This window comes from Enterococcus sp. AZ080 (genome assembly GCF_051714945.1).
Lineage (GTDB): Bacteria > Bacillota > Bacilli > Lactobacillales > Enterococcaceae > Enterococcus_B > Enterococcus_B pernyi.
Genome location: NZ_JBIOSV010000001.1, coordinates 1831922 through 1858607, shown reverse-complemented (window position 1 = coordinate 1858607; position 26686 = coordinate 1831922). Strand labels below are relative to the sequence as shown.

22 protein-coding genes are annotated in these 26686 nt (G+C 39.5%); 21 read left to right on the top strand and 1 reads right to left on the bottom strand.

Annotation, left to right across the window (positions count from 1 at the left end):
* Positions 1 to 95: 95 nt before the first annotated feature.
* Positions 96 to 1598 (bottom strand): helix-turn-helix domain-containing protein, encoded by a 1503-nt coding sequence (locus IGK01_RS08750; RefSeq protein WP_224434103.1) that lies wholly within the window; start codon positions 1596 to 1598, stop codon positions 96 to 98.
* Positions 1599 to 2372: 774 nt separating this feature from the next.
* On the opposite strand from IGK01_RS08750, the gene IGK01_RS08745 reads away from it, so the two are divergent.
* From IGK01_RS08745 to IGK01_RS08645, 21 genes are all read left to right on the top strand, one after another.
* Positions 2373 to 8393 carry an InlB B-repeat-containing protein gene (locus IGK01_RS08745; RefSeq protein ID WP_438840664.1) on the top strand — a complete coding sequence of 2007 codons (6021 nt, stop codon included), beginning with the start codon at positions 2373 to 2375 and terminating at the stop codon, positions 8391 to 8393.
* A gap of 20 nt (positions 8394 to 8413) precedes the next feature.
* Complete coding sequence (locus IGK01_RS08740; protein ID WP_010735054.1) at positions 8414 to 8953, top strand: hypothetical protein; 540 nt, start codon at positions 8414 to 8416, stop codon at positions 8951 to 8953.
* 59 nt (positions 8954 to 9012) lie between these two features.
* A complete protein-coding gene (locus IGK01_RS08735; protein WP_023519941.1) occupies positions 9013 to 9669 on the top strand; it encodes a hypothetical protein in 657 nt (218 codons plus the stop codon).
* Between the two features lie 21 nt (positions 9670 to 9690).
* On the top strand, positions 9691 to 10038 hold the full coding sequence (locus IGK01_RS08730) for a hypothetical protein (protein ID WP_010735056.1): 348 nt from the start codon (positions 9691 to 9693) through the stop codon (positions 10036 to 10038).
* A gap of 195 nt (positions 10039 to 10233) precedes the next feature.
* A complete protein-coding gene (locus IGK01_RS08725) occupies positions 10234 to 11997 on the top strand; it encodes a 1-deoxy-D-xylulose-5-phosphate synthase (RefSeq protein WP_096081607.1) in 1764 nt (587 codons plus the stop codon).
* Between the two features lie 310 nt (positions 11998 to 12307).
* Positions 12308 to 13090, top strand: a complete 783-nt coding sequence (locus IGK01_RS08720; RefSeq protein ID WP_023519938.1) for an ABC transporter ATP-binding protein — start codon at positions 12308 to 12310, stop codon at positions 13088 to 13090.
* A complete protein-coding gene (locus IGK01_RS08715; protein ID WP_438748290.1) occupies positions 13087 to 14772 on the top strand; it encodes an ABC transporter permease in 1686 nt (561 codons plus the stop codon). The genes IGK01_RS08720 and IGK01_RS08715 overlap by 4 nt, the downstream gene beginning before the upstream one ends.
* Positions 14699 to 15697 (top strand): ABC transporter substrate-binding protein, encoded by a 999-nt coding sequence (locus IGK01_RS08710; RefSeq protein WP_153830204.1) that lies wholly within the window; start codon positions 14699 to 14701, stop codon positions 15695 to 15697. The genes IGK01_RS08715 and IGK01_RS08710 overlap by 74 nt, the downstream gene beginning before the upstream one ends.
* A gap of 10 nt (positions 15698 to 15707) precedes the next feature.
* Positions 15708 to 16859: a 2-aminoethylphosphonate--pyruvate transaminase gene (phnW, locus tag IGK01_RS08705; RefSeq protein ID WP_438748287.1), complete on the top strand. Its 1152-nt coding sequence runs from the start codon at positions 15708 to 15710 to the stop codon at positions 16857 to 16859.
* Complete coding sequence (gene phnX, locus IGK01_RS08700; RefSeq protein ID WP_438748285.1) at positions 16852 to 17646, top strand: phosphonoacetaldehyde hydrolase; 795 nt, start codon at positions 16852 to 16854, stop codon at positions 17644 to 17646. Before phnW ends, phnX begins: the two co-directional genes overlap by 8 nt.
* A gap of 249 nt (positions 17647 to 17895) precedes the next feature.
* Positions 17896 to 18663, top strand: coding sequence for a DeoR/GlpR family DNA-binding transcription regulator (locus tag IGK01_RS08695; protein WP_010735063.1), 768 nt, complete (start codon positions 17896 to 17898; stop codon positions 18661 to 18663).
* Positions 18660 to 20057: a M24 family metallopeptidase gene (locus tag IGK01_RS08690; protein ID WP_023519932.1), complete on the top strand. Its 1398-nt coding sequence runs from the start codon at positions 18660 to 18662 to the stop codon at positions 20055 to 20057. The genes IGK01_RS08695 and IGK01_RS08690 overlap by 4 nt, the downstream gene beginning before the upstream one ends.
* Positions 20058 to 20187: 130 nt before the next feature.
* Positions 20188 to 21204: a family 20 glycosylhydrolase gene (locus IGK01_RS08685; protein ID WP_010735065.1), complete on the top strand. Its 1017-nt coding sequence runs from the start codon at positions 20188 to 20190 to the stop codon at positions 21202 to 21204.
* 260 nt (positions 21205 to 21464) lie between these two features.
* The gene (gene rpmG, locus IGK01_RS08680) at positions 21465 to 21614 is read left to right on the top strand and encodes a 50S ribosomal protein L33 (protein ID WP_010735066.1); all 150 of its coding nucleotides are present in this window, start codon (positions 21465 to 21467) and stop codon (positions 21612 to 21614) included.
* A gap of 35 nt (positions 21615 to 21649) precedes the next feature.
* Positions 21650 to 21766 (top strand): putative metal homeostasis protein, encoded by a 117-nt coding sequence (locus IGK01_RS08675; RefSeq protein ID WP_096081604.1) that lies wholly within the window; start codon positions 21650 to 21652, stop codon positions 21764 to 21766.
* A 51-nt stretch (positions 21767 to 21817) separates the two neighbouring features.
* The gene (locus tag IGK01_RS08670; RefSeq protein ID WP_010735067.1) at positions 21818 to 22369 is read left to right on the top strand and encodes a GNAT family N-acetyltransferase; all 552 of its coding nucleotides are present in this window, start codon (positions 21818 to 21820) and stop codon (positions 22367 to 22369) included.
* 265 nt (positions 22370 to 22634) lie between these two features.
* Positions 22635 to 24296 carry an acetolactate synthase AlsS gene (gene alsS / locus IGK01_RS08665; protein WP_065096024.1) on the top strand — a complete coding sequence of 554 codons (1662 nt, stop codon included), beginning with the start codon at positions 22635 to 22637 and terminating at the stop codon, positions 24294 to 24296.
* Positions 24297 to 24308: 12 nt separating this feature from the next.
* Complete coding sequence (gene budA / locus IGK01_RS08660) at positions 24309 to 25016, top strand: acetolactate decarboxylase (protein ID WP_010735076.1); 708 nt, start codon at positions 24309 to 24311, stop codon at positions 25014 to 25016.
* 85 nt (positions 25017 to 25101) lie between these two features.
* Entirely contained in the window at positions 25102 to 25590 is a 489-nt protein-coding gene (locus tag IGK01_RS08655; RefSeq protein ID WP_010735077.1) for a GAF domain-containing protein, read from the top strand.
* Positions 25591 to 25731: 141 nt separating this feature from the next.
* Positions 25732 to 25995 carry a hypothetical protein gene (locus tag IGK01_RS08650; protein ID WP_023519921.1) on the top strand — a complete coding sequence of 88 codons (264 nt, stop codon included), beginning with the start codon at positions 25732 to 25734 and terminating at the stop codon, positions 25993 to 25995.
* A 285-nt stretch (positions 25996 to 26280) separates the two neighbouring features.
* Positions 26281 to 26685 carry a MarR family winged helix-turn-helix transcriptional regulator gene (locus IGK01_RS08645; protein ID WP_438840663.1) on the top strand — a complete coding sequence of 135 codons (405 nt, stop codon included), beginning with the start codon at positions 26281 to 26283 and terminating at the stop codon, positions 26683 to 26685.
* The last annotated feature ends 1 nt before the right edge of the window (position 26686 follow it).

Here is a 26686-nt window from a genome sequence, read left to right as displayed (position 1 = left end):
AAATTTCGTGGGTGGCGCCTTATTTCTCGAGGTTAAACACGTCTGTTTCGACGTCTTTTTGAGATCACGGCTAAAGGATAGGGAGTGTTTTTCCTTTAGTTAGTTTCTGAATACGCAGGCAAAGACAAATAAGTGATCGTCTCCATTAAAAGACGCCAATCCGCTATCGTCGGTACATTGGAGATTCGATGGATGCGACAAACCTGTTCATCAATCAAATGAAGATCGTAATTACAAACTACGAGATCAGCTTGGTAGGTTTCGATCGATTCTTTTGTGACAGCATGTTCAATTTGAAATTCGACCGTTGACCGTTGCATAAAAAGTGTCTCGATCTCATTCAGGATATAATCATCTAAAGATGGCGGTCCTTGGATCGTAAACAAAATGCGTAAAGGGCGATACGACTGCTTCATCAACAGCGAAGCATGAAACGTTGTCAACGCAGCTGCAAGATAGTCGATATGAACAAAACCAAATAATGGGTTATTTTTTAGAATCGTTAGTTTTTCAAGCCATACTTGGTAGAGCTCAGAATAACGTGCCTTCATTTGTGTCACCATCGTGGGTGAATGTAATTCATAAGTATGGCTCATTTTAGAAAGTAAACGCGCATTGACCAAGTAAGCTTCCATTTTTTCTAGTGTCCCGTCTTTGATCATGTGTTCCGGGAAAACAGTCGCTAGAAAACGTTGGATCGCTTCGATGACACCCGGGCTTTCTTCTCGATAAAATGCATAGGAGCGACCATCGTCCAAATTGCTTTGACGTGTGTAGGAAATACAATGAAGTGAGACCAAGTATAACCACATCGTTTCATTTAATGAGAGTGTTTCATTGGAGCGTGAAAGATAGTAATCCTGTAATAATGGCTCAAGTGAAGAGAAGCCTTTGCTGCTTTTGATCAACACTTTGATACTTCGATTTAAGTTGCAAAGTTTTTTACACTTCCAACGTGCTTTTGCAATCGACAGCCATAAAGCGGCACGAAAATGGCTAAAATGTAAAAAGGCATGATCTCTTTTATGGCCTTCGTCGACTAAATACTGTGCATCGATTTCACTATCTGAATCAATGATCGTACTATCGCCAAAACTTGAGTAAAAGGCAAAAAAACAAAAACGAATATCTTCTTCTCTACCTGATAAACTCAATGGTCCAGTGGTGATCGTCACACTGAATTCCTTCAAGATATTATTCATATGACGGATCGTTTTAAAAATTGTACTTCTAGAGACCATCAAGGCATCGGCTAATTCATCGGTTGAGTAAGTTACATTATGAAGCAATAGATCCATGATCTGGTAGGTGATGGTCCTTTTAGCTAATAAGGTGATCATTGAATCGATCGTCATTACCTTTTTGTAGTGAAACGATAGTAGTCCTTTGTGATCAATCTTTAGTGAAACGCACTGCTCATTCAGCGCATGGTTGATTTCCTCGATGTCTTTTTTTAGTGTTGGTTTTGACTTCTCTAAGTTAAGAGAAAGATCATTGAGCGTTAACTGGTTGGTTTTATTTTTATGTACTAAATTTAAAATTTGATATTGTCGTTTAAACTGATTATCAAGTTGTAAGGTGATGGGTAAATTTTCCATTATTCTGGCTTCCAATCTTTATTTTTCTATAAATATGTAAGAAATATAGTCTCTCTTTAAAGTTAAAACACATAGTTAGATAGGCTCAGGGAAAGATGTGCATATTATAAGTATACAAAAAAAACAAACGTTTGAAATAAAAAATCATTATAATTTAAAAATAATCTGTTTTAAATTAAGGGGAAATAGTTGGAATTGCCGTGTTTTTTATCGAATAATTGTTTTTTAAATAATTTTGTTATTTTTTATAAGTGAAGATATTTTGTTTTTTCAATAAAAAGTATACAAAAATTTCTTAGGTGTATAGTGTGATATTTTTTTCTGAATAATAAAAAAATAGTTTTGGCTATAGATATATGTATTGCAACCAATGACTATTACTAGAATTACAGAACTTATAGAAATAAGGCAGTGCTTTATTTTTTTTTGTTCGAAAAAAAATAAAAATAAACAAAGGGTGGATTAGTGTTATTATAATAAAAAGATGAAAAAATAACAGCTTTGTTACGTCGTTATTTAATATCGTAGTTTCATCTGGGTTAAGAAAGGGGTGCAGCTATTTAATTAGTCGAACATATAACTAGCGATATCTAAAAAAGTAGGCATGTTCTAATGTAAAGAACAGTTGTTTAGGAAATCAATCGTGCAATAGAAGACACTAAGTAGAAAATGAATCACTATAAATTAGTAGATTCCATACATTGAGTATAACTTTTTGCCAAAAATCAGCAGATTACGTCACGTCAAATAATACGTGTAGAGTAGGAGGAGGAAATGACTCATTTTTATAAGAAACAAAGTTTACATATTATTGTAATTATCTTGCTGCTTTTCTCGTCATTAGGAAATAGTATCAGTGTTATAGCAGAAACAACAAAAGAGAGCACTGCTGGACAAATAAGTGAATCAACAGATGATGATTCCCCAACAGAGAACGATGAACTTTCAAGAGAAGTACCTGTAGAGAGCGGGGACGCCCAAAAGACCTATGCTTCGGAAGAAAAGCCCCAGGAAGATAAGGGAGTAATAAAATTAGATCCCGGTCTGCGGAATGTACCTAATTTACTCACGAGTCTAGATCATCATTTTATTACTAGATTTTTACAAGGCAATGCGAATGCACCCGGCCGTACGCAATTCCCAACGACATATGCTAATTTCTTTGCCAATGATAGCCGTGCAAGGGTATCGTGGAATGGTAGCGATCAATTAGGGAATAGGATAGGGGATAAGATTGAAGGCACGGTTAATTTGCCGAGGCAGTATTTGTATAGGGATAGCGCAAATGATAGTATAGGCTCGTTGTTACAAGCGGGGGTTTCTTTCTATTCGATGCCTATTCGAAATGACTATCAATTTGGAAATGCAGTTATTGAACATAACCAAGGGGACTTTTTAATTACAGTTCGAGAAAGCTCGCCGTACAATATAAAGTCGGCAGTTGTATCACCACCTACAGATGTTAGAGAGGGTGTATTGGCAGACTTTCATGAGTTTAGCATTGTTGTGGAACGAATTAGAGCTGCGTCAATTACTAGTGCACGAACCAATTCATTTACGATAGATCTAGATTGGATTTTTAATACGTACTTCTATATGAGAACCCTTCCTGCACATGCATATTATCCGAACTACACAGCGACAGTTCGTCAGGCAATTCGAGGGAGCTTTACTGAACTACCAATTACACTTCAAACATTGACCTTAGGACGTTCTCCGGAAGCAGAAAGTGCAGGAAACCCAACAGCGGGAGAGACAACTCTTCAAATGGGCCAAACAACAACAGTGACTGCAGCGGCTCCAGCGACGGGATATCAATTTGCAGGGTTTGATGTGAGTGGTACAGGAAGTTCGATCACGAATGTGAATATAGTTAATCGCACAGGCACATTTACTATGGGATCACAAAATGCGACCGTTACCGCATGTTATGAGTTGAGTAATCGAAGCTTGACTCTGGCACATTCGCCACAGGCCGGAAGTGCAAGTAATTCAGATGCACCAACGACTACTCTAGTAGTAGGTGCAACGACGACAGTCACAGCAGGCGTACCTTCTCCTGGCTATCGTTTTGCTGGTTTCAATGTGACAGGTAATGGTACGATCACAAATGTTGATTTAGCAAATCGAACAGCAACCTTTACCATGGGAACTGAAAATGCGACAGTCACAGCAGAATACACCTCAACGATTATCCGTAATGCCGATGATCTCGGAAAATTTTTACGAAGTGAGTCTCCTTATGATGCAAACGACCAGACTTACACGATCGAACCAGAATCAAATCAAACGATCGACATGTCAGGAGAAGGTGATTTTTCAGGACGTAGTCAATTTTCTGGTCATCTGATCGGAAATGGCACGATCATTAAAAATCTCTCATTAGTAGATTCCGGCGTCTCTCTTGGATTGATCCAAACGTTAAACGGTGGCAACCTTTCACGAATCGAGAACTTGAAGTTAGAAGGAGTACTCGTCAATGATACGAGGACGCGGTCTAACGTGGCTGGAATCATCGGTCAAGTAGTAAGCAGTAAGTCAGTTGAGCTTGAAAATATCACGCTCGATGAAAACAGTCAAATTACTGCTAGTCAACCCGATGGAAGTGCAGGATTGATCGGGAACAACCAAGGTTCAGCATTGATCAAAAACAGTGAGGTTTCAGGAACGTTACATTCCAACACAGCTAATGGACTAATGGGTGGACTCGTTGGTAAAAATGACGGTTCATTGACCATTGAGAGTAGTCTTTCTCGAGTTACTTTTACTGGTGGTGGTTCATATACATTAAATATCGGTGGACTAGTGGGCGAAACCAGCAGTGAGGTAACAATCACTGATTCTGTGAGTGAAAGCCAAACAGCAATCAATTCATTGAGCGGGACATATCGAGGTGGAATGATTGGTCGAGTGACCTTCTCAGGAGATGTCACGATCCAACGAAGTATCAATGCCAGTGATATGCGAGGAAGTAGCAGTTATGTGGGCGGATTTATCGGAAGGATGTCAGGAACTGCTAAAATCGAGGAAAGCTATCACAATGGACATGTTCAAGGAAGTACAAGTCTAGGAACTGCTGGGTTCATTGGTATGACCGAAGGCAATGGCGCACTTGGTATCGTGGATAGTTATAGCATCGGCTCCTCCAATAGCAATGGTGTGATCGGGATCAATCAATTAACGGATCGAGTGACACTCAGCCAACTATTTGTTGCAGGGTTTACAGGGGGACAACCCATTACCTCAGATACGATGGGTATCACTACGACCAATGTGTATTATGATTCCAGTACAACGAACAAATCAACTACGACTGGAGTAGGTGAAGCGAAAACTACGCTAGAGTTGATTGAGTCAACAACTATTGCGCTAGGTTTCGGGAGTCGTTGGCGAACCGACTTTTCAGTGGCTCAACGCACGAATAAAACTTATCCATACTTGAGTTGGCAGACCCAAAATACGCAACCATCTATGTTTTTTGACAGCATCGATCCAATGGTCGATCGTCAAGTAACGGGTAATCAAGTGTCGGTAACGTTAGATCTACAAAACGAGCCATTGAAACTATTCAATCCATATAGTTCTGGCTTAGCTGGTGAAGCGACAGCAGGAACCTTCACTTTCAATCGTGGATCTATTGCAAGAGTGTCGATTGGTGTCATCAATCAGCAAGGAGTCGTGGGCTTTACCGCACGGCGAATGAGTTTGACACTGGCCCGTGATCCCTTGGCAGGGAGTGCAGCTGATCCAAACGCTGACCAAACGAATTTTATCGAAGGGGAAACAACAATGATTCAGGCAGCTGAAGCAAATACAGGGTATCGTTTTGTTGGATTTAGCGTGACAGGCACAGGAAGTACAGTGACAAATGTTGATCAAAAAAATCGAACGGCTACTTTCACGATGGGGACAGAAGATGCAACAGTGACAGCAAATTATGTGCAAACGGTCATTCGTACATCAGAAGATCTAAGTCGCTTTTTGAATAGTCAAGCACCTTTTGATCCAGACGATGAAAACTATTCGATTGAACCAGAAGATGGGATAGCAATCGATATGGCAAATGCAGGTACTTTTTCTGGCAGACAAGGATACGGAGGGAAATTGATCGGTAATCATGCGGTCATCAAGAATTTGACTTTGACTAGTGGAGAAATAGACTTAGCCTTTATTCGCTCAGTCGGGAATGATTCTTTACGAATTGAGAATCTGACATTTGAAAACTTGAGAGTGACGAATACTAGAGAACAGTCATATACCAACTATACAGCCGGGGTGATTGCTCAAATCGGTACAGGAAATATTGTTGAACTTGAGAATATCAGGATGGACAGTAACAGTAGCATTGTTTCAAACCAGTCAAATGGAAGTGGAGCTTTTATTGGAGAAAACAATGGACAACTAACGATTACGAGTAGCCAAGCATCAAGTAATCTTCACTCGAATACTTCGAACGGTCTATTAGGTGGTCTCGTCGGTCGCACGACGGGCGTGCTTACCATAAATCACGCTAGTTCAAAAGTGAATTTTACTGGTGGTAATAATTATACCTTGAATCTAGGCGGGCTGGTCGGTGAAGTATCTGGTACAGTTACGATCATCGATACACATAGTGAAACTCGCTCGACAGTTAATTCTTTAACTGCTAGCTATCGTGGAGGATTGATTGGCTATGTGACAGAAAATGGTCAAGTGCAGATTGAGCGAAGTATCAATTCGAGTGATTTACGAAGTGGAAATAGTTATGCTGGCGGATTTGTTGGTCGTTTAGCAGGAAATGTAACGATCAATGAGAGTTATCACAATGGCTATATCCTTGGGAATGTTACTAGTGGATCTGGTGGTTTTGTCGGAAAGATCGAAGGCAATGCTCAGTTAGTGATGACCGACAATTATAGTGTTGGTTCATCAAATGCACAAGGGGTGATCGGAGCGATAAGTGCAACTGCTACCGCACAACTTACGAATTTATTCGTCGCAGGATTTACTGCTGGAGAACCAATTTCGAATACTACCACAGGAATTACAGCAATCAATGTTTATTTTGATTCAAGCACGACAAGAAAAACAACAACGAATGGTGTGGGTGAAGCACGTAGTACTACAGGATTGATTGATAGAACGATAACTGAACTTGGGTTTGGTGAGAAGTGGTTCACAGGTTTTGCTTTGGGGAGCAATGCCAATCGAACTTATCCGTACTTGAGATGGCAGACGAATGGAGCGCAAACAGCCGAGTTCTTCCACTCGATCCAACCAGAAGTAGATACAGCTGTCTCAATCAACCAAGTAACAGTAACTTTAGATCTTGCAGGACAACCTGTTCGCTTATTCAATCCATATCAAGCGGACTTGGCTGGAGAGATCACATCAGGTACATTCCAGATCAATCGGAATAATGCCGAACGCTTTTCAATCGGGGTCATCAATGAACAAGGCATCATTGGTTTTACTGGTATCGGAAATTATACAGATATCCAGCCAAAGAACCAAGTTTTGAACTATGGATATGGAGAAACGGATTATCAGGCAAAAGACTTTGTCACAGTCTTCAAAGATCAAACTGAAACAGAGGATTATGATGCACGTTTTGTAAGTTTCCCTGATTCACTGAATGGTCAAGCTGCACGTGTAGAGGTTTCAAAAAATGGCACAGTATTAGCTACGATCGATGTTCCTGTCACTTATCAGTTTGGTCATTCGCTAAATGTAAGAGGCATTAGTTTTCAAGGAACAGACCTACGAGCAGCAACTTTAAGCTTGAACAGTGATCAAACACAAATTGTTGCGACCTATAATAGTGCATTAGCTGGAACTTCGGTTCATCCCTATTTTGGAGATGATATGTATTATCAAATCAGGCACTATAACCAAGCAACTGTTTCTAGTGGTCCAATGAATGCACAAACGCCAGATTTCGATTTTTCTGTAAATGGCAATCAAAGGTTAGACACATTGAATGGTTTTGGAACAAATCGAAGACTATCAGTTACGAAAGGCGATATCGTGGAAATTTTCCATGCAGAAGCCAATGGCAGACTGGACAACTTCCAAGATAATGTGGTGCAGTCAAGGATATCGGATAATCGAAGTCGTTATCAAATCACTGCGAAGGGGTTTGAACGAATAAACATCGATCGTTTAAATCCAAGGGAACAAAAAACAGTGTTAGGAATGTCTCGTGAAGATATGGATCGTCAAGTTGGGCGATATTTAGATATCAGTCAATATCCAACCTTGAAAATTGAAGGTTTCACTCAATATCCTGATACGTCAAAAGAAGGAGCGACGATTGGTAAGATCGTTGTCAGCGAGTCATTGGTTAATGGTGAAACAGCCACATGGGAATATACCGTTCCTTTTGTGGTGGAAAGTGATCCAGCGATCCATGTAACGTTACCGGTTCGGATGGCTTTTGATGTCCTAGACGATCAAGTGACTAGTGATGATTACGAGGTGGTCAATCATTCGACAACGACAGAACTGACAGTTTCCTTCCATACCAAAAACGATGTGGAATTAGCAAGTACTTCAAATATTGTCTTTTTAGATTCATCAGAACAAGAGACGACGAGCGAATCGATGTTTTTATATTTACAACGAATCGGTGCGGCACCATCTGAAAAGCCGTTAGTTGGACAAGCAAGTACTTTTGCTGGTACTCAATGGGCGGAATCAGTGCCGTCAGATTCCCGAATGTCGCTTGGTTTTACAGGAAAATATTTTGGGGATACCACACAAAATAATAAAGTAACAGGCAAGTTAAATTTACACCTTGCTGCGAAGATAAATTGAACACACACAAGAAGGTGAACATGATCACACAGGAAACACAGAAAATAACTGAAAAAAATGAACAACAAAAGAAAAAAAGATTACTGGCGCTTCTTTTATTATTACTTGCGTTTGTTGCGATTGGTTGGTATTGGTATGTCAATATCCAACCAACGCAGATTTTGTCGGACGATTTTCCGGAAATCAAACATGCGGAAAAAATGACAGGCGATCAACTGAAAAAATATGCCAATCAAGCGGTAGACGATAGTAATGTAACTATCAATGTGTATCCAGAAGTCAGTGTCAATGCGGATGGGAAAACGGGCAATATCTGGATCCAAAACTTGCCGACCAATCGTTATGGGCAACAAGCCATATTGTCTATGAAGGATTCTAAAGAAACATTATATGAAACAGGCTTATTGGAGCCTGGATATGAAGTAACCGAATTGACATTAGCAAAAGAGTTAACGACAGGCACGCATCCAGGAGTAGTGGAACTAGAGTTTTATGATTTAGAAAATAAAAAGCTTATGGGTAAAACGACGGTTGACGTGACCATCAATGTCAATCAATAAAGAGGGAATAAAGCAATCATGCTTTAGGATATAAAGACATAAATAAAGGAGAAAACAAAATGAAAGCAAAAAATATTCTAGCAACAGGTTTGATGTTCGGCACGATTTTAGCAGCAGGGGCAAGTGTTCAAGCTGATATTGTCATCAACGGAGATGATCAAACGATCGATAATTCATTAGGTGGATCGATCGATAAGACTGCAGATGTGGCGATCGATGGAACTATAGGTTTTGATAACACAGATCCGGAAGCGCCAGAACCAGGAAATCCAGATAAATGGTTGAATGTGACGTTACCTTTAAAAGCGGTCTTCTTCACTGAACCAGAAGACTATAAGACAATTCTAGGTGGAGAGCATACGATCACCAATCATTCAGGTCGTCCAGTAAAAATCACTCTAGGAAATTACGCAGTTTCATCTGGTGATATCTCAGCAATCGATCGGTTAACATTGGTTGGTAGTTTAGGAGACAGCAATCTTTTGATTGAAAATGGTTCGGTGAATTCAACCTTATCACAAGACTTTATGACTTTAGCTTCACCGAATGCACGTCCTGGTGATTTAACAGGAGCAAGCACAGCGACGTTTACTTTTGAAGGGGATGTTGATACTGATGTTCTTGATTTTCCAACGGATAAAGGATCAATCTCAATTGCAAGTACGTTGACATTGAATATTGAAGCGCTAGATGAAGCTGGAGATCCTTATCCATAGTTCAAATCGTGAGGTGATTGGATGAAACAAAAAAAACAAACAATTCTTTGTTTGTTCATGGCTTTAAGTCTATTGATCGTTGGATTGCCACAAACGCACATAGAAGCTAGTTCTAATACCATTGAAGTCACTGGAGAACTAGAGTTTGATTCAAATGCGACACAAGAAACAAGCCCCACAAAGCCGAACACCGATGATCCGAAAGAATCAGTGACACCAAGCGCACCGCCTAAAAAGAACGTTTTACCACCATTGGGAGAACAAATACAAGTATTGTACGTTTTGACAGGTGTGATTTTGATTTTGATCGTTCTTGTTAGTTATCAAATTATTCGTGACAAGCGACGAAATCCAAAAAAAAATGGGTAAAATCATTGTGAACTATTCATCGAATAAATAAATAAAAACCGTAGATTGAAGGATCTACGGTTTTTTTTTATAAAAAATAGCTTTATAACAGCAGGTTCAACATTTTCGCAAATCAGAATTATTTGTTAAAAAAATCACTTGACTTAGAGTTCGGTTCAAGGTGTATGATTAAGCAGAAATAAAGGAGGGAAATTCATGTTATTAAAACAAATAAAAGGTCCTCAAGATCTAAAGAAATTGAAGCAAGAAGAGCTTCAACAAGTGGTAGAGGAAGCACGTGCCGCGTTATTGCAAAAAATCAGCCAATATGGTGGACATAATGGCCCCAATCTAGGCGTTGTTGAAATGACGGTAGCGCTACATTATGTGTTCGATTCACCAAAAGATCAATTTGTTTTTGATGTCTCACACCAAACCTATGTGCATAAAATGTTGACAGGAAGAGCGCAAGCGTTTTTGGACCAAGCACATTATCAGGAAGTCTCAGGTTACACGAACCCATTAGAGAGTGAACATGATCTCTTTACGATCGGACATACATCGACTTCATTGTCTTTAGCAAATGGTTTAGCTAAGGCGAGAGATTTAAAAAACGAAAAAAATAATGTCGTTGTAGTGATTGGCGATGGGTCTTTATCGGGAGGTTTAGCCTATGAAGGTTTGAATAATATTTCTGAACTAGGCACCAATACGATCATTATCGTCAATGATAATGACCAGTCGATCGCAGAAAATCATGGAGGACTTTACAAAAATCTCAAAGAGCTAAGGGAAACGAATGGTCAGGCCACGAACAATTTCTTTAAAGCATTAGGACTTGATTATCGCTATCTTGACGCAGGTAATGATTTAGCTGCTTTGATCGAGTTATTCGAAGAAGTAAAAGATCAAAAAGAGCCAGTTGTGTTGCATATCCATACCGTCAAAGGAAAAGGTTTCTCCTTTGCAGAAGAAAATCGCGAAAAGTTCCATGCGGGTGGACCGTTTAGTCTCGAAACAGGTGAGTATCTGCGATCGAAAGGAGCAGAAACCTATAGCGGTCTAACAACAGACTTCTTATTGCGCAAAATGGCGGATGATCCAACAGTTGTGGCAGTAAATGCAGGCACACCGATGATTTTATTTACACCGGAACAACGTCAACAAGTTGGCGCACAATTTGTTGATGTAGGGATTGCCGAAGAACATGCGGCGACGATGACTGCTGGTTTAGCTAAAGGCGGGGTAAAACCTGTATGGGCAGTCCATTCACCATTTTTACAAAGAAGTTACGATCAAATTTCTCATGACTTAGCCTTGAATCGTTTATCAGGTACGATCCTCGTGACACTTGCTTCTGTAAACGGAATGAATGATGAAAGTCATTTAGGGATCTTTGATATTCCATTTTTGAGTCATATCCCAAATCTAGTCTACTTAGCACCGACAACTAAAGAAGAATACTTAGCGATGCTTGAATGGTCGATCGATCAAACGGATCGATTAGTGGCAATCCGCGTACCAGTCGGCCCAATCACTTCTTATGGTAAAGTAGATCGAACAGATTACAGTCAGTTATATAAGAACAAAGTCATCCAAAAAGGCGAAAAAGTAGCAATCATTGGTGTAGGTAATTTTTATGGTTTGGCAGAAGAAGTCGCTGTTGAATTGAAGAAACATCTCCAACTAACTGCTACGGTGATCAATCCAGCGTTCATCTCTGGTTTAGATACTGAATTACTGGATGAACTTAAAGATACGCACGATATAGTAGTAACACTTGAAGATGGTCTCTTGGAAGGTGGCTACGGTCAAATGGTCGCTGGCTATTTAGGAGATGCAACGATTCGTGTACAAACTTACGGCTTAGATAAAGCTTTTCATGATCGCTATGAAGCATCAGAACTATTAGCGGAAAATGGGCTGACAGTAGAGAATATCGTGAAAAATATTAAAGAAACACTTGCCGAGCAACGATAATCAAGTCGAAGAAGTGCTTATTTCCGGAGAACGATTTGGAACGAAGCGAGCTTACACTTGAACCAAATTTACATCAAATAGATAAATAAAATGATCTAATAAGTAATCACTGAAACAGTGGTCTGCTTTCAATGCTGAGGATAGCGCATTGAAGCAAGCCACTGTTTTTTTATAGAAATACTTATCTGAAAATGATTAGAAAATTTACACAAAAAATATATATTCCTACAAATAATTTACTTAAAGTTAATCAGAAGTAAAAAGTGATTTTCTACAATTAGCAGTATAGAAAGAACAAAGGAGTGAACGCATGTTAAAGCTAGATGGTATTAGTAAGACGTTTAATCATCATGAAGTTTTAAAAGAAATCAATGTATCGATCGCTAAAGGTGAGATCGTTTCGATACTCGGTGCTTCGGGTTCAGGAAAAACAACTTTATTGAATATCATCCTTGGATTGGAGCAACCAACAAATGGTCAACTACTTTATGATGGCGAAGATATCACAAAACAGGTCATGGAAAAACGACCATTTAATATTGTCTTTCAGGACTATGCTTTATTCCCTAACCTAAGTGCCTATGAAAACTTGGTGTACGGGTTGCGAAAACAAAAAAATATCACTTCCAAAGAAGAATTGCAAGAATTGATCGATCTATTGGATTTGAATGATCATTTGGATAAACGCATCCACCAACTATCTGGCGGGCAAAAACAACGGGTGGCATTAGGTCGGACTCTGGTGATGAAACCCCAAGTATTGTTACTTGATGAGCCCTTAAGTGCATTGGACGGTGTCATCAAAGAATCGATCAAAGAACGTATCCAATTGATTGCTAAAAAACTGAACTTAACGACGATCATCGTTACGCATGATCCAGAAGAGGCATTGACCCTTTCTGATAAAATCATGGTTTTGAAAGATGGTCGAATCGCACAATACAGTACACCAAAAGAAATCGTGACGAACACGATGGAACCCTTTGTACAGGCATTTATTGTCGATCAGCTAAAAATCAAACGACGTAATATTGAACGGATCTTTACTCAAGCAACCGGCGTAGTTCATGAAAAAGTGGTTCGCTTCTCATGAGAAAGATGAAAATAGAAGCACTACTGCCAGCGTTCATCTTGTTTGGTTTTGTCCTCGTATTGTTTTATCCCTTAGCGAATGTTTTGAAAGAAGCGTTGACTGTTGAAGGCGGATTTTCCTTTGAGTTGTTCAGGGAACTAGCAAGGAACTTCGATTGGCTAAATGCGTTAAGTAATAGTTTGCTCATTGCTGGGCTCACAGCACTTTTTGCCACCTTTCTTGGCTTCTGGTTTGCTTACGGGATGCATTTTACGAATCTACCTAAGGGGTTCAAGTGGATGATTGAGAAATGCTTTATGTTGCCAATGTTATTACCGACCATCACATACGGGTTTGTGTTGATCTATTCTTTTGGCCGTCAAGGATTGTGGACACGTCTAGTCGGTCAAGAATTGTTTTCGATCTATGGAAAATCAGGTGTGATCTTAGGATTACTGATCTATACGATCCCAGTGACTTTCTTATTGATGAATGACGCCATGAATTATTTGGATAAACGCTATTTGACGGTGTCGAGATTGATGGGAGACGGATTTTTTAGAGGATTGAAAATCACAATCCTGCAACCTTTGGGCAAAACATTTGGAGTTGCTTTCGTCCAAGCCTTTTTCATGAGTTTTACGGATTTTGGTATACCTGTAGCGGTGGGGGGGCGAGAACCGTTTATCACGACTTTATTGTATGAGTACTTTATGGGTTCGATCCCAGACTTTAATCGAGGAGCCGTCATTGCATTGATCATGTTAGTTCCTTCGATCGTTAGCATTCTGTTTTTGCGTAAGATCCAAAAAAATGATCATGCAACCCCCGGGACAAATACGTCAGTAAAAAGCAACCCTGTCAGAGATTTATTCTTTGGCGTAGGACTGACAGTTGGTGGTTTATTTATTTTAGGAGTCTTCCTCGTGATGTTTCTTCTTCCTTTTGTAGAAGGGTGGCCCTTTGATATGACTTTTACTACACGTCATATCGAAGCGTTCCTACAAACGTCTGATTTAAGAAGAACGTTGAATACAGGGATATTCGTTGCCTTATGGACAGCGGTGTTTGGAACAGTTATTGCTTATTTGGCAGCCATTTTTACCGCTAGATCCGCAAAACAAAACGTGATCCTGAAAATGATCGATAGTCTTGCTTCTGTCACGAATTCGATTCCAGGAATGGTTTTAGGGATTGCCTATTTGCTGGTGTTTAGCGGAACAACTCTTCAAAGTACGATCAGTATTTTGGTGATTGCCAACATGGTGCATTATTTTGCAACCCCTTATCAGTTAGCGAAAAGTGCCTTATTAAAAATGAATCCCAACTGGGAAAACACAGCGAAGATGATGGGGGATAGTTGGCTTGATACAGTGGTTCGGATCATTCTTCCAAATTCAAAGCGGACGATCGTGGAAATGGCTTGTTACTATTTTACAAATTCGATGGTTACGATCAGTGCAGTGGTGTTTTTGACAAGTGCCCGAACGATGGTGATCACGACTAAAATCAAAGAATTACAACATTTCGGCAGATTCACTGAGATCTTTATCCTATCCATCTTATTATTGTTGATCAATCTAACCGCAAGAATACTTGCGCAATCTATCATGAGGAGATTTGAAGCAAATGAAAAAATTAGTCAAAAAAGGGTTCATTTATCTGTCTTTCGCCAGCGCTTTAGGAATTTTAGGGGCGTGTAGTACGTCAAACGCAAGTGAGAATGCCAACGGTAACGAAGAAAAAGTCATAATATACACGAATGCAGATGAAGAGCCGGTTCAAATCATCAAAGATGTTCTTGATTCGAATGGATTTGAAAACCAATACTTGCTACAATCCTTCGGTACTTCGGAATTGAGCGGTAAACTCTGGGCAGAAGGCACAGATATTGAAGCGGATCTAGTGACAATGAGCACGTTCTATTTGGATGGTGTCCAAGAAAATGAACCGATATTCAAAGAATTGGCATTAGAAGTCCAACCAATCGATGATCTGCCAAATTACCAAGTACCGATGACGACACAAGAAGGGGTCATTTTCTACAATACTCAAGCAATGGAAGAAGCAGACTTGCCTGTACCGACAAGTTTAGCTGATTTAGCTGATCCGATCTATGAAGGGCAACTAGCGATTTCTGATATCAACCATTCCTCAACAGCTTGGTTATTGTTCCAAGGATTGATTGATCAATATGGAGAGACAAAAGCACAAGCGATTTTAGCCGATATTTATGACAATGCAGGCGACCATATTGAAGCGTCTGGTTCGGGTCCGTTGAAAAAAGTCCGCGTCGGTGAATTGGCGTTGGGTTTTGGGTTACGTCATCAAGCACTCAAAGATAAAAAAGAAGGATTGCCGATCGATTTTGTGGAACCAAGTGAAGGAACATATGCTTTAACAGAATCACTCGCGGTGATCGATAAAGGAGAAGCGACGAATCCTTTAGCCGAAGAAATGTTGAATGTGATCCTTAAAGAAGGTCGGGCAGATTTATTACAATTCTACCCAAGTAAACTTTATGAAACAGATGATCTAGCGGGGGTTGAAACCGCCAAAAATCAAAAAGTTTTCCCGGAAGCATTAACCCCAGATCTGCTAAAAAAACATGCCAGTCTAGTTGAATAGGAGAAAGAAAATGAGTGGAAAAACAAAGGTGATCGAACATTATGAAAAAGAAATCAATCACAGTAAAATCAATTATAAATTACTGACACCAGGTCCTCTGACCACGAGTCGTACAGTGAAAGAAGCAATGCTTGTCGATCATTGTACATGGGATGATGATTTTAAAGTCATCACTCAGGCGATTCGACAACGATTGCTTGATCTTGCTGGTGTCTCCAATGAGGCTTATACAGCTGTTTTGATGCAAGGAAGTGGCAGCTTTGCAGTTGAATCTGTGTTAAGTTCAGTTGTTGGCGCGACCGATCGTTTACTGATCTGTACAAATGGTGCTTATGGCGAACGGATGGTGCAAATGGCTCAATACCATGGCATTGATCATGTGATTTATCAAGTGGCTGAAAATGAAACACCACAAGCTGAAAAAATCGAGGAACTATTAGCGTTGCATCCTGGTATTACTACACTTGCAATGATCCACAGTGAAACGACTTCTGGTATTTTGAATCCTTTAGAAGAGATTTCAGCAGTGACAAAGAAACACAAATTATGTTTTATCGTCGATGCGATGTCAAGCTTTGGCGGCATTCCGATCCCTGTTGGCGCGTTAGGAATCGATTTTCTAGTTTCAAGTGCAAATAAATGTATCCAAGGAGTACCTGGATTTGGTTTTGTGATTTGTCAAAAAGAGCTATTAAAAAAAAGTGCCGGACAAGCACGCACGTTGAGTATGGATCTGTATGATCAATTTCGTGTGATGGATGTAGACGGGAAATGGCGTTTCACTTCACCAACCCATACTGTTCTCGCATTTTGGCAAGCGCTAGAAGAGTTGGCGGAAGAAGGTGGTATCGATGCTCGCTATGACAGATATCAGATGAACAATGAGCGTTTGCGTGAACGAATGGCAGAAATTGGGTTTGAAGCCTATGTTAGTGAGAATCAGGGACCTTTCATCACGTCATTCAAATATCCTGAGAACATCCAATTCGAATTCCAAGCATTTTATGACTATTTAAAAGCACATGGCTACGCGATCTATCCTGGGAAAATCAGTGATACTGATTGCTTCCGGATTGGGAATATTGGTGAAATCTATCTGGAAGATATCGAAAAAGTAGCTGGGTTGATCCAGCAATATATGGAGGAGCGAAAAAATGATTAATGTGGTCATCTTAGATTGGGCAGGAACAGCAGTCGATTTTGGTTGTATGGCACCGGTGTCGGCGTTTCGCGAAGCATTCAAACATCAAGGGATCACTGTGACTGAACGAGAAATCAGAGAGCCGATGGGAATGAAAAAATTCGAGCATATCCAAATGATGCTAGAAATGCCTCGTATTGCTGAAAGTTGGTTAGAAACTCACGGACGTCAGCCTGAAACTACTGATATCGAGGCAATCTATGAAACATTTGAAGAAGTATTATTCCAGCAATTGGCAAATCATGCAGAAGTGAAACCGGGTGTACTTGACACCGTCGCAACTTTACGTAAGCGAGGAACCAAAATCGGCAGTACGACTGGTTATACGAGTGAAATGATGACAATCGTTGTTGCGAAGGCGAAAGAACAAGGGTATCAGCCAGATCACATCGTCACACCAGATGAAGTAGACGGCAAAGGGCGTCCCTCTCCAGAGATGTTATTAACGAACTTGAATTATTTTAAACAGGAAAATAGACAAGAAGTGTTAAAACTAGGAGATACGATCTCTGATATACTCGAAGGGAAGAATGCAGGAGTTCTTTCTGTGGGCGTAATTGAAGGAAGTTCACAAGCTGGTTATTCCTTTGACACGTATCAGCAATTATCGTCTACTGAAAAAGAGAAACTTTTTGAGCGGGTGCGGCAAGAATTTTTAGAAGCTGGCGCAGATTATGTGATCGATCGGTTTTCTGATTTGCCAAGACTCATTGAAACAATTGAAGAGAAGCAAGCTGTTATGAATTGAATCAATCAACCATCAAGAGGTCGAGACCGAAATGTTTAGCCTTGAAAAATAAGGCGCTAGCCGCGAAAATTGTTCTTCCAATTTTTGTGGCTGGCGCCTTATTTTTTTCGAAGAGGTTACTTCTGTTCCTGCCATTTATTCGGTTTTAGGTGGTAAAGAATTAGTGGCCCACTTATTTTACGAAAAAAACAGCAAAACATTGCGAAATAATGCAAAATAGCGTATCTTAGATGAAAGGAGTGAGCGGTCATGTTGAAGGAAGAACGCATCCAACGTATTAAAACAATGATTGATCAAGAAAAAAGTGCTTCGATCGAAGATTTAGCAGATCGCTTAGATGTGTCTAAAGATACGATTCGTCGGGACTTGATCCAGTTAGCAAAACAGCGCCAAATCAAACGGACCCATGGCGGTGCTTTAGCGATTCAAAAAGAAGCAACGATCTTTGATTATGAGCAACGGTCAACGATCCTAAATGATGTGAAAAAACAAATGGCTGAGCAGGCGCTTGAAATAATGGCAGATCCTTCCTCGATCATCTTTGATTCTTCGACCACAGTGGAAGCAGTGATTAGAGAACTGCCGGACAAAAAAATCCATGCGGTCACCAATTCTTTATCTCACGCTTTATTACTAGCCCATCATCCGAAAACAGCTATTTCCTTATTACCTGGTAGATTACACAAAGAACAGTTGTTTTTATTTGGAACGGAAACAGTGGAACAGTTGAAAAATTATCAAGCAGACTACACACTACTTGGAGTATTTGCGTTGACAAGCGAAGGACTGTTCATCCATACAGAGGAAGAAGGCTTAGTGAAACGTCAGATGATCCAACAAGGACGTAGGGTGATCGCGCTAGCGGATCATACCAAACTAGATAAAACTGGTTTTTATAAAGTCAGCGACTTATCAGCGATTGATTATTTGATTACGGATCAAAAGCCTCCAAAAGCATTAGCCAAAGCACTGACTCAGAACCATGTAGAACTCATAGAAGCGAGGAAGAATGAATGAAAAAAGAAAACATCCAGTTAACAACTATACCAAAACCAGCGATTTTTCCAGATGTTCCCCCTGTCTTTTTGACGGAGGACACGATCACCGAACGGATCAACAAAACGATCGAACGCATGAAAGACGAAGCGATAGATCTGTTGGTGATATATGCAGATAAAGAGCATGGTGGTAATTTTGAATATTTTACAGGCTTTATTCCGCGATTTGAAGAAGGATTATTGGTGTTAGATCAATCGGGCAAATTCACGATGATTCTTGGGAATGAGAATCTAAAAATGAATGCCCATGCGCGGATCACTGCGGATTTGATCCATTATCCAGCATTTTCTTTACCGAATCAACCAATGGACCATGAACAAAACCTGTCAGCTATTTTTGCATCATTAAAGGTGGCAGATAGAAAGAAAATCGGGTTAGTCGGTTGGAAGTTGTTTACGTCTATGACACAAAACAATAGCCAATTGTTCGATGTACCATTCTTTATCGTAGATGCGCTAAAACAAGCAATCACTGCGGAAACTGCTATCGTCAATGGCACTCATCTATTGATTGGTGAGGAAGGGGCGCGTGTCACGAACAATGCAAATGAAATCGCACACTACGAATATGGGGCAAATCTTGCTTCGTCTTGCATGCTACGTGCATTAGATGCCATTGAGCTTGGTGTGAAAGAATCCGAGATCGGAGAGTTGTTGCACGGACAAGGACAAGCGAATACAGTGATCACGATTGCTGCAACTGGACGCCGTTTTGAATTTGCGAATCTTTATCCGACAGCAAAAACGATCCAATTCGGTGATCCGCTGTCATTGACGACAGGCTTCAAAGGTGGCTTATCCAGTCGTACAGGATTTGTGATCGAAGAAGAAGCTCAACTGCCAGTAGAACAAGCCGATTATCTGGATCGAGTAGCAAAACCTTATTATGCAGCTATCGTCAGCTGGCTAGAAGCTATCCATATCGGAATGAAAGGGGCTGATCTCTATCAATTGATTGAAACAGTCTTGCCACAAGTGACCTATCACTGGCATTTGAATCCAGGACACTTGACGGCGGATGAAGAATGGTTAGCCTCGCCCATTTATTCTGGTTCGCAAGAAATCATCAAGAGTGGTATGATCTTCCAGTTAGATATTATTCCTTCTGTATCAGGATATACTGGAGTAAGTGCAGAAGAATGTGTGGCACTAGCAGATGAAGGATTGAGAAATGAACTGAAAGAGCAATATCCAGACATGTGGGAGCGGATCGTTAGACGTAAGCAATATTTAGCGGATGTCTTGAAGATTCATTTAAGTGAAGAATTGCTGCCTTTATCAAACACTGTCGGCTATCTCCGTCCGTTCTTTTTAGCCAAAGAAAAGGCATTCTGTGTAGATTCAGTTGAATAAGCAACCTCCCTTCTTAACGATCGAGTAATCTGGTTGAGAGGGGATTTTTTTATTTAAGTGCAAAAGAGTATTTTCGTTGGGCCTCCTTTATTGTATAATATGTAAACGATTTCTTTTTGTGGAGGTAAAGATGAAAAAGGTTTTATTGATTGATAATGGCCGTAAATATTTTTCGAAAGAACAATTGATCCAGATCATAAAAAAAGCAAGTCAATGTCGATACACGGCGATTTCTTTTGCGCTGGGAAATAACGGATTACGCTTTTTACTGGATGACATGACGCTGACTGTCAAAGGGAAAACTTATTCCAGTCAATCAGTCAAAGAAGCATTGATTGCAGGAACAAAACAGTACTATGAGGATCCTAATGGTACTTATTTGACGGAAACAGAAATGGCAGAGTTAGCTAGTGTGGCTAAGGCAGAAAACATGGAAGTGATCCCGCTTATCAATACCCCTGGCCATATGGACGCGATTCTAACAGGAATGCAACAATTAGGCATCGAACACCCTTGTTATCAAACGTCGATTCGAACACTTGATTTGGATAATCAAGAAGCGGTCGCTTTCACCAAAGCACTACTTGAAAAATATGTGAGCTACTTCTCAACGATCACTAATTCCTTCAATATAGGTTGCGATGAATTTGCCAATGATTTAACTGATGGCGGATGGCGAGGACTCCAGCAGTCTGGGAAGTATCGCGATTTTGTCACTTATACCAATCAATTGGCTGAACTGGTCAAAACCTATGGGATGATTCCGATCGTATTTAACGACGGCATCTACTACGAGGAAAAAGAACAATTTGGTCGATTCGATCAAGACTTAGTGATTGCCTATTGGACAGCAGGGTGGGACAACTATCACGTCAGTTCTGCCGAATTTTTACTTGATCAAGGGCATCAAGTAGTGAATACGAACGATCACTGGTATTGGGTCATCGGTCGAAAAACAAGTGAACAAGGACATTACTCCTTTGATACAGCAAAAAACGCACTAGCGACAATTTCGACATCCACTGTAGTCAGCAATACCGAATTACCAGTGATGGGTAGTATGGTTGGTATTTGGGCAGATGAGCCACAAGCAGAGTTTGTACTAGCCGATCTGTTTGAACTACTAGAAACAACTGTAAAACAATAGTAAAGACAAAAAACTGTCATTCGATGGCGTACGTAGTTGCCTGTTGAAAATCAGTTTTTTGTTATTTTTAATTGTTTAAAATGAGTATCCATTCATTTGAAGTTATTTTCATTCGTTTTTTTATTGACAGTAATTCGCTACTAGCGTATATTATATTTTATAAATCGTAATCATTACTATTTAAAATTTGAGTGGTTTGATCGAAGCTGAAAATAGGACAACGATTGAATTGCTAAAAAAGAGTGAGAGAAGGAGAAAACATGCGCCAAAACATTACATTAGAATGCAAAGAAACGGGTGAACGAATCTATCTGACGAGTAAAAACAAAAGAAATACACCGGAACGATTAACGTTAAAGAAATATTCGCCAAAGTTAAGAAAGAAAATGCTATTTACAGAAGTAAAATAAGGTGAAATGAATGTTCTAGAAAATGGGGGGATAAAATGGAGAAGCAAGACCTTTCAAGCGCATATAGACGATTGAACAGCCCGAATATCAAAACACGAAAACGTGCGCTCAAACTCATTCAACAATCAAAAAGATTGAAGAATAAACACTAATAGTAGTAATATCATTGGTTTCGATACAACTCTTTTTTTTGCTGTATAACGATGATAAAAAACGTGTTATACTATTCAAAAATAAAGGGGGCGAAATCAATCGATATCAAGTATACCTATGCAACGATCAAGGATCTACCGCGAATTGTGGACATTTATAATCAGTCTATCGCATCGAAGCAAGCAACAGCGGACCTAGAACCGATAACGGTTGACTCGAGGGTCCCTTGGTTTGAGGCGCATCATGCTGATTCTAGACCGCTTTGGGTAATGCGTCATGGCGATCATATCGTCGGTTGGATCAGCCTTAGTGATTTTTATGGTCGGCCTGCGTATCAACAGACAGCGGAAATCAGTATTTATCTAGACCCAGTGACACGTGGTCATCATTTAGGTAAGGCCGCACTTGCCTTTGTGGAAACTCAACTGCATCGTTTAAAAATCCAGACAGTGCTTGCATTTGTTTTTGATATGAATCAGGCAAGTAAAAAGTTATTTCTCAAAAATGGATATGCCGTTTGGGGACATTTGCCAAAAGTTGCCAATATGGGCAATCAAGAAAATGACCTGATCATTCTAGGGAAAAAATATCAAAATCAATAAAAAAGATGTACATTTTGTCCATGTGACAAAAATGTATGTTTTTTTTTTGCTTCTTACTACACAAATGACTCATTAAGTGCTAGACTAATAGATGAAACAGGTATGAATATCTGTATTAATATTATTTCTATTTATAATGTAATGATCATGTAAATAGCTTTGAAAAGGAAGGTGTCTCATGTTGTTTAAGGAAAAACAAGGCGTAGGAACTGTATCAGAAAAAGTAATTAAAGAAAAACAAGGTGACGAAACTGTATCAGAAGAAATGATTAAAGAAAAACAAGGTTCAACAACTGTAGTAGAAAGTTTAATCAATCATCAAGTTGATTACGTATTCGGTATTCCAGGAGCGAAAATCGATGGAGTATTCAATGAATTAGAAGATCATGGTCCAGAGTTGATCGTGACGCGTCATGAGCAAAATGCTGCCTTTATGGCGCAAGCAATTGGTCGTATTACTGGAGAACCAGGTGTGGTGATTGCGACAAGTGGGCCAGGTGCGAGTAATCTAGCAACCGGACTAGTCACAGCAACAGCAGAAGGTGATCCCGTGTTGGCAATCGCAGGGCAAGTAAAACGAAGTGATTTATTAAAATTAACACATCAAAGCATGAACAATGCTGCGTTGTTTGAACCAATCACAAAATATAGTGCAGAGATCCAAGATCCTGAAACAATTTCAGAAATTATCGCTAATGCCTATCGAATGGCAAAGAGTTCGAAAAAAGGCGCTAGTTTTATCAGTATCCCTCAAGATGTGGTGGATGCACCAGTCAAAAGTGAGGTCATCAAACCATTACAAGATCCTAAATTAGGCTCAGCATCTTCAGGAGATATCGACTATCTGGTTGAACGGATTCGTGAAGCGAAGTTACCTGTATTGTTAGTTGGAATGCGTGGATCTAGTAAAGATGAAACAGCAGCCATTCGCCAACTTGTTGAAAAAACAGGATTGCCTGTGGTAGAAACTTTCCAAGCAGCTGGTGTGATTTCTCGTCAATTAGAAGACCACTTTTTTGGTCGAGTAGGTCTATTCCGCAATCAACCAGGAGATATGCTGTTAAAACGGAGTGATTTAGTGATTGCAATTGGCTATGATCCAATCGAATATGAAGCGAGAAACTGGAATGCTGAAAAAGATGCTAGAATCATCGTCATTGATGAAACACCAGCTGAAATCGACAGTTACATGCAACCAGAACGTGAACTAATCGGGGACATTTCTGCAACATTAGATTTACTGACAGAGTCATTAGAAGAAACACAAGTATCAGCAGATGCGCAAGAATATTTAAATACGTTGCAAGAAAAGTTGAAGGCACGAGATATTTGTGAAACCAGTAGTGAAGACGGGATCTTACATCCGTTAGAAGTGATCAATACACTGCAATCGAAAGTAACAGACGACATGACTGTGACGGTTGATGTAGGTAGTCATTATATTTGGATGGCCCGCCACTTTAGAAGTTATGAAGCACGTCATTTGCTATTCAGTAATGGCATGCAAACGTTAGGCGTTGCACTTCCTTGGGCGATCTCTGCTGCACTAGTTCGTCCAAATACGCAAGTAATCTCTGTATCAGGTGACGGTGGCTTCTTATTTTCTGCCCAAGACTTAGAAACAGCTGTGCGTAAAAAATTGAAGATCATTCATTTGATTTGGAATGATGGTCGTTATAATATGGTCGAGTTTCAAGAAATCATGAAATATGATCGAGCATCAGGGGTTGATTTTGGTCCAGTTGATTTTGTTCAATATGCCGAAGCTTTTGGCGCTAAAGGTCTGCGAGTAAGCAATGCAGAAGAATTGGCATCTGCCTTAGAAGAAGGATTTGCTACAGAAGGACCAGTCATCATCGATATCCCAATTGATTATCGAGATAATGAAAAATTAGGTGAAACGATCTTACCAGACCAATTTTACTAAGGGGATGTTCAGATGACAGAGAAAGTATTATATCAACATGGTACATTAGGTGCGCTAATGGCGGGACTGATGGACGGGACTACTTCCATTGCGGGGGTCTTGAAGTACGGTACACTAGGTCTTGGAACATTACATGGGTTAGACGGCGAAGTGATATTTTTAGACGGTGAAGCCTATCAAGGTAGATCAGATGGTGCATTGATCCATTTGTCCGGAGAAGAGTCCACTCCTTATGCGGCAATCACTGCATTTTCAGCGGACCGTTCATTTACAGTCCAACATCTATCTAGCGAAGCATTAAAAGAAAAAATCCTGAAGGACGAAGCAGGGAAAAATCTCTTTTTAGCAGTCAAGATCAGCGGTTTATTTAAAGATATGCATATCCGGATCATGCCAAAACAAGAAAAACCATATCGACGCTTAGCGAAGATCTCAGAATCCCAGCCAGAGTTTCATCGATCAGATATTCAAGGGACAATTGTTGGGTTTTATACACCGGAATTATTTCAAGGGGTGGCTGCTGCAGGCTTCCATTTGCATTTTATTGACGATGAGAAAACATTTGGAGGGCATATCCTCGATTTTACTGTGTCGCAAGGAACAGTAGAAATCAGTCAAATGGAATCTTTGGTGCAACATTTTCCGACGAATGATCCGACTTTTATCCAAAATGAAATCGACTATGCAGATCTAGCTGCTGAAATCGAGCAAGCAGAATGATCTAGTCATTAAGAAACAAAAATAAAACCATAGCGTTGCTCCTTGAATTAGGCTATAATTTTGGGCATAGAAGGAGTGATTTTGGATGTTATGGACAGAAAAAGAAAAAAGAGATGCTTATGAAATTTTGCTACTCCAACAAAAAGGACTTTTAGAAGCAGAAGACAACTGGTTGGCCAATTTAGCTAATTCCTCTGCATTATTGAATGAAACATTACCTCAAACAGTCTTTGCCGGCTATTATTTATATGATGGACAAGAATTGATTTTAGGCCCTTTCCAAGGTAGAGTGTCATGTACCCGTATCAAAATGGGAAAAGGTGTTTGTGGCGAAGCAGCAGAAAAACAAAAAACATTGATCGTTGCGAATGTGAAAACCCATGAAAATTATATTTCATGTGATTCAGCCGCACAATCTGAAATCGTAGTACCTATGATCAAAGAAGGTCGATTGATCGGAGTACTTGATATCGATTGTGGTGTGACCGAGGGCTACGATGCTTTAGATCAAGAATTTTTGGAACAATATGTTGAGTTATTGTTAGGTGATTTTCCTGTAAATGTTATGAAATAAAGTGAAAAAGAGTTGAAAAAAGGTGTTTGATCACTTTTTTTCAACTTTTTTTTAATTTATTGAATATTTTTGTTTTCATAATCTAATTTTAATGTTATTATCATTTTATAAAATATTAAAGAACCAAGAGGAGAATGAGTTATGACAAGCGAAACAATCGTTTTAGGACAAAAATATGTATGTTATCCAATCGGCATCAAAAATAAAGTAGTCGGAGAAGTAATTGGAAAATTAGAAAACTGTGTGATTATGAGTGTAGAGGAATATGATCGTACAGATCACTTAGATATTCTAGAGAAATGTGGGAAAGTTGTCGCAAAATATACAGATATCTTTGAGTTGAGTCCCGTTGAACAGGTCTTTCAGTCACCAACCAAGCTGTACACACAAGCAATGGTATCTTAAAGTGATGAATACGCCTATCGCCTAGCAGGAAGTCTGATTTGAATAAGCTATTGTTAATTATCAGACTTCCTTTAATTTGCATACATAATAGAAGCAATTGAACATTCATACATAATCGTTAAGAAATAGAATACTCGAATACAGACAGTTGAAGAAGGGGCAAGTTAAAAGGGAAAATAACTTTTAACTTGCTTCTTTTTCTTTTTACTTTACAAAAGGAAGTAAATGATTTATATTATTGACAAGTCAATAATTGATTAGTCAAAGATAGTAGGAGGCAACATTATGGAGCTGAGAAAGTTAAGTCAATTGCTTTATCAGATAAAAATCATCAGTCAAGAAGGAACAGCTTTATTTGAAAAAGAAACTGGATTTAGTTTAACGAGGTACGAGATCTTGATGTTCTTACAAGAAAACGGGGAATGTTTGCAAAATAAGTTACAGAGCGATTTAAAAATCGATTTGGCAGCTATTTCACGTCATCTAAAGATATTAGAACAAAAAGGATATGTGATCAGAAAAAGAAATGAGAACAATAATCGTGAAGTATTCGTTTCTTTGTCCGATAAAGCAGTGAATGAATTGACCGAGTGTGAAAAAAATCATCAAGAATCAGATGACTCCCTGTGTGTTTCGCTATCAGATGAAGAAATCGATCAACTGACTAAATTACTAGATAGATTATACTAAA

Excerpts from the sequence above, each read along its gene's own strand:
- IGK01_RS08650 (WP_023519921.1), top strand. The coding sequence starts at position 25,732 with ATGACAAGCGAAACAATCGTTTTAGGACAAAAATATGTATGTTATCCA.
- IGK01_RS08685 (WP_010735065.1), top strand. The coding sequence starts at position 20,188 with ATGAAAAAGGTTTTATTGATTGATAATGGCCGTAAATATTTTTCGAAA.
- IGK01_RS08690 (WP_023519932.1), top strand. The coding sequence starts at position 18,660 with ATGAAAAAAGAAAACATCCAGTTAACAACTATACCAAAACCAGCGATT.
- IGK01_RS08675 (WP_096081604.1), top strand. The coding sequence starts at position 21,650 with ATGGAGAAGCAAGACCTTTCAAGCGCATATAGACGATTGAACAGCCCG.
- IGK01_RS08670 (WP_010735067.1), top strand. The coding sequence starts at position 21,818 with ATGATAAAAAACGTGTTATACTATTCAAAAATAAAGGGGGCGAAATCA.
- IGK01_RS08735 (WP_023519941.1), top strand. The coding sequence starts at position 9,013 with ATGAAAGCAAAAAATATTCTAGCAACAGGTTTGATGTTCGGCACGATT.
- IGK01_RS08725 (WP_096081607.1), top strand. The coding sequence starts at position 10,234 with ATGTTATTAAAACAAATAAAAGGTCCTCAAGATCTAAAGAAATTGAAG.
- budA (WP_010735076.1), top strand. The coding sequence starts at position 24,309 with ATGACAGAGAAAGTATTATATCAACATGGTACATTAGGTGCGCTAATG.
- alsS (WP_065096024.1), top strand. The coding sequence starts at position 22,635 with ATGATTAAAGAAAAACAAGGTTCAACAACTGTAGTAGAAAGTTTAATC.
- IGK01_RS08655 (WP_010735077.1), top strand. The coding sequence starts at position 25,102 with ATGTTATGGACAGAAAAAGAAAAAAGAGATGCTTATGAAATTTTGCTA.
- IGK01_RS08730 (WP_010735056.1), top strand. The coding sequence starts at position 9,691 with ATGAAACAAAAAAAACAAACAATTCTTTGTTTGTTCATGGCTTTAAGT.
- IGK01_RS08645 (WP_438840663.1), top strand. The coding sequence starts at position 26,281 with ATGGAGCTGAGAAAGTTAAGTCAATTGCTTTATCAGATAAAAATCATC.
- IGK01_RS08695 (WP_010735063.1), top strand. The coding sequence starts at position 17,896 with ATGTTGAAGGAAGAACGCATCCAACGTATTAAAACAATGATTGATCAA.
- IGK01_RS08710 (WP_153830204.1), top strand. The coding sequence starts at position 14,699 with ATGAAAAAATTAGTCAAAAAAGGGTTCATTTATCTGTCTTTCGCCAGC.
- IGK01_RS08740 (WP_010735054.1), top strand. The coding sequence starts at position 8,414 with ATGATCACACAGGAAACACAGAAAATAACTGAAAAAAATGAACAACAA.
- IGK01_RS08750 (WP_224434103.1), bottom strand. The coding sequence starts at position 1,598 with ATGGAAAATTTACCCATCACCTTACAACTTGATAATCAGTTTAAACGA.
- phnX (WP_438748285.1), top strand. The coding sequence starts at position 16,852 with ATGATTAATGTGGTCATCTTAGATTGGGCAGGAACAGCAGTCGATTTT.
- IGK01_RS08715 (WP_438748290.1), top strand. The coding sequence starts at position 13,087 with ATGAGAAAGATGAAAATAGAAGCACTACTGCCAGCGTTCATCTTGTTT.
- IGK01_RS08720 (WP_023519938.1), top strand. The coding sequence starts at position 12,308 with ATGTTAAAGCTAGATGGTATTAGTAAGACGTTTAATCATCATGAAGTT.
- phnW (WP_438748287.1), top strand. The coding sequence starts at position 15,708 with ATGAGTGGAAAAACAAAGGTGATCGAACATTATGAAAAAGAAATCAAT.
- rpmG (WP_010735066.1), top strand. The coding sequence starts at position 21,465 with ATGCGCCAAAACATTACATTAGAATGCAAAGAAACGGGTGAACGAATC.
- IGK01_RS08745 (WP_438840664.1), top strand. The coding sequence starts at position 2,373 with ATGACTCATTTTTATAAGAAACAAAGTTTACATATTATTGTAATTATC.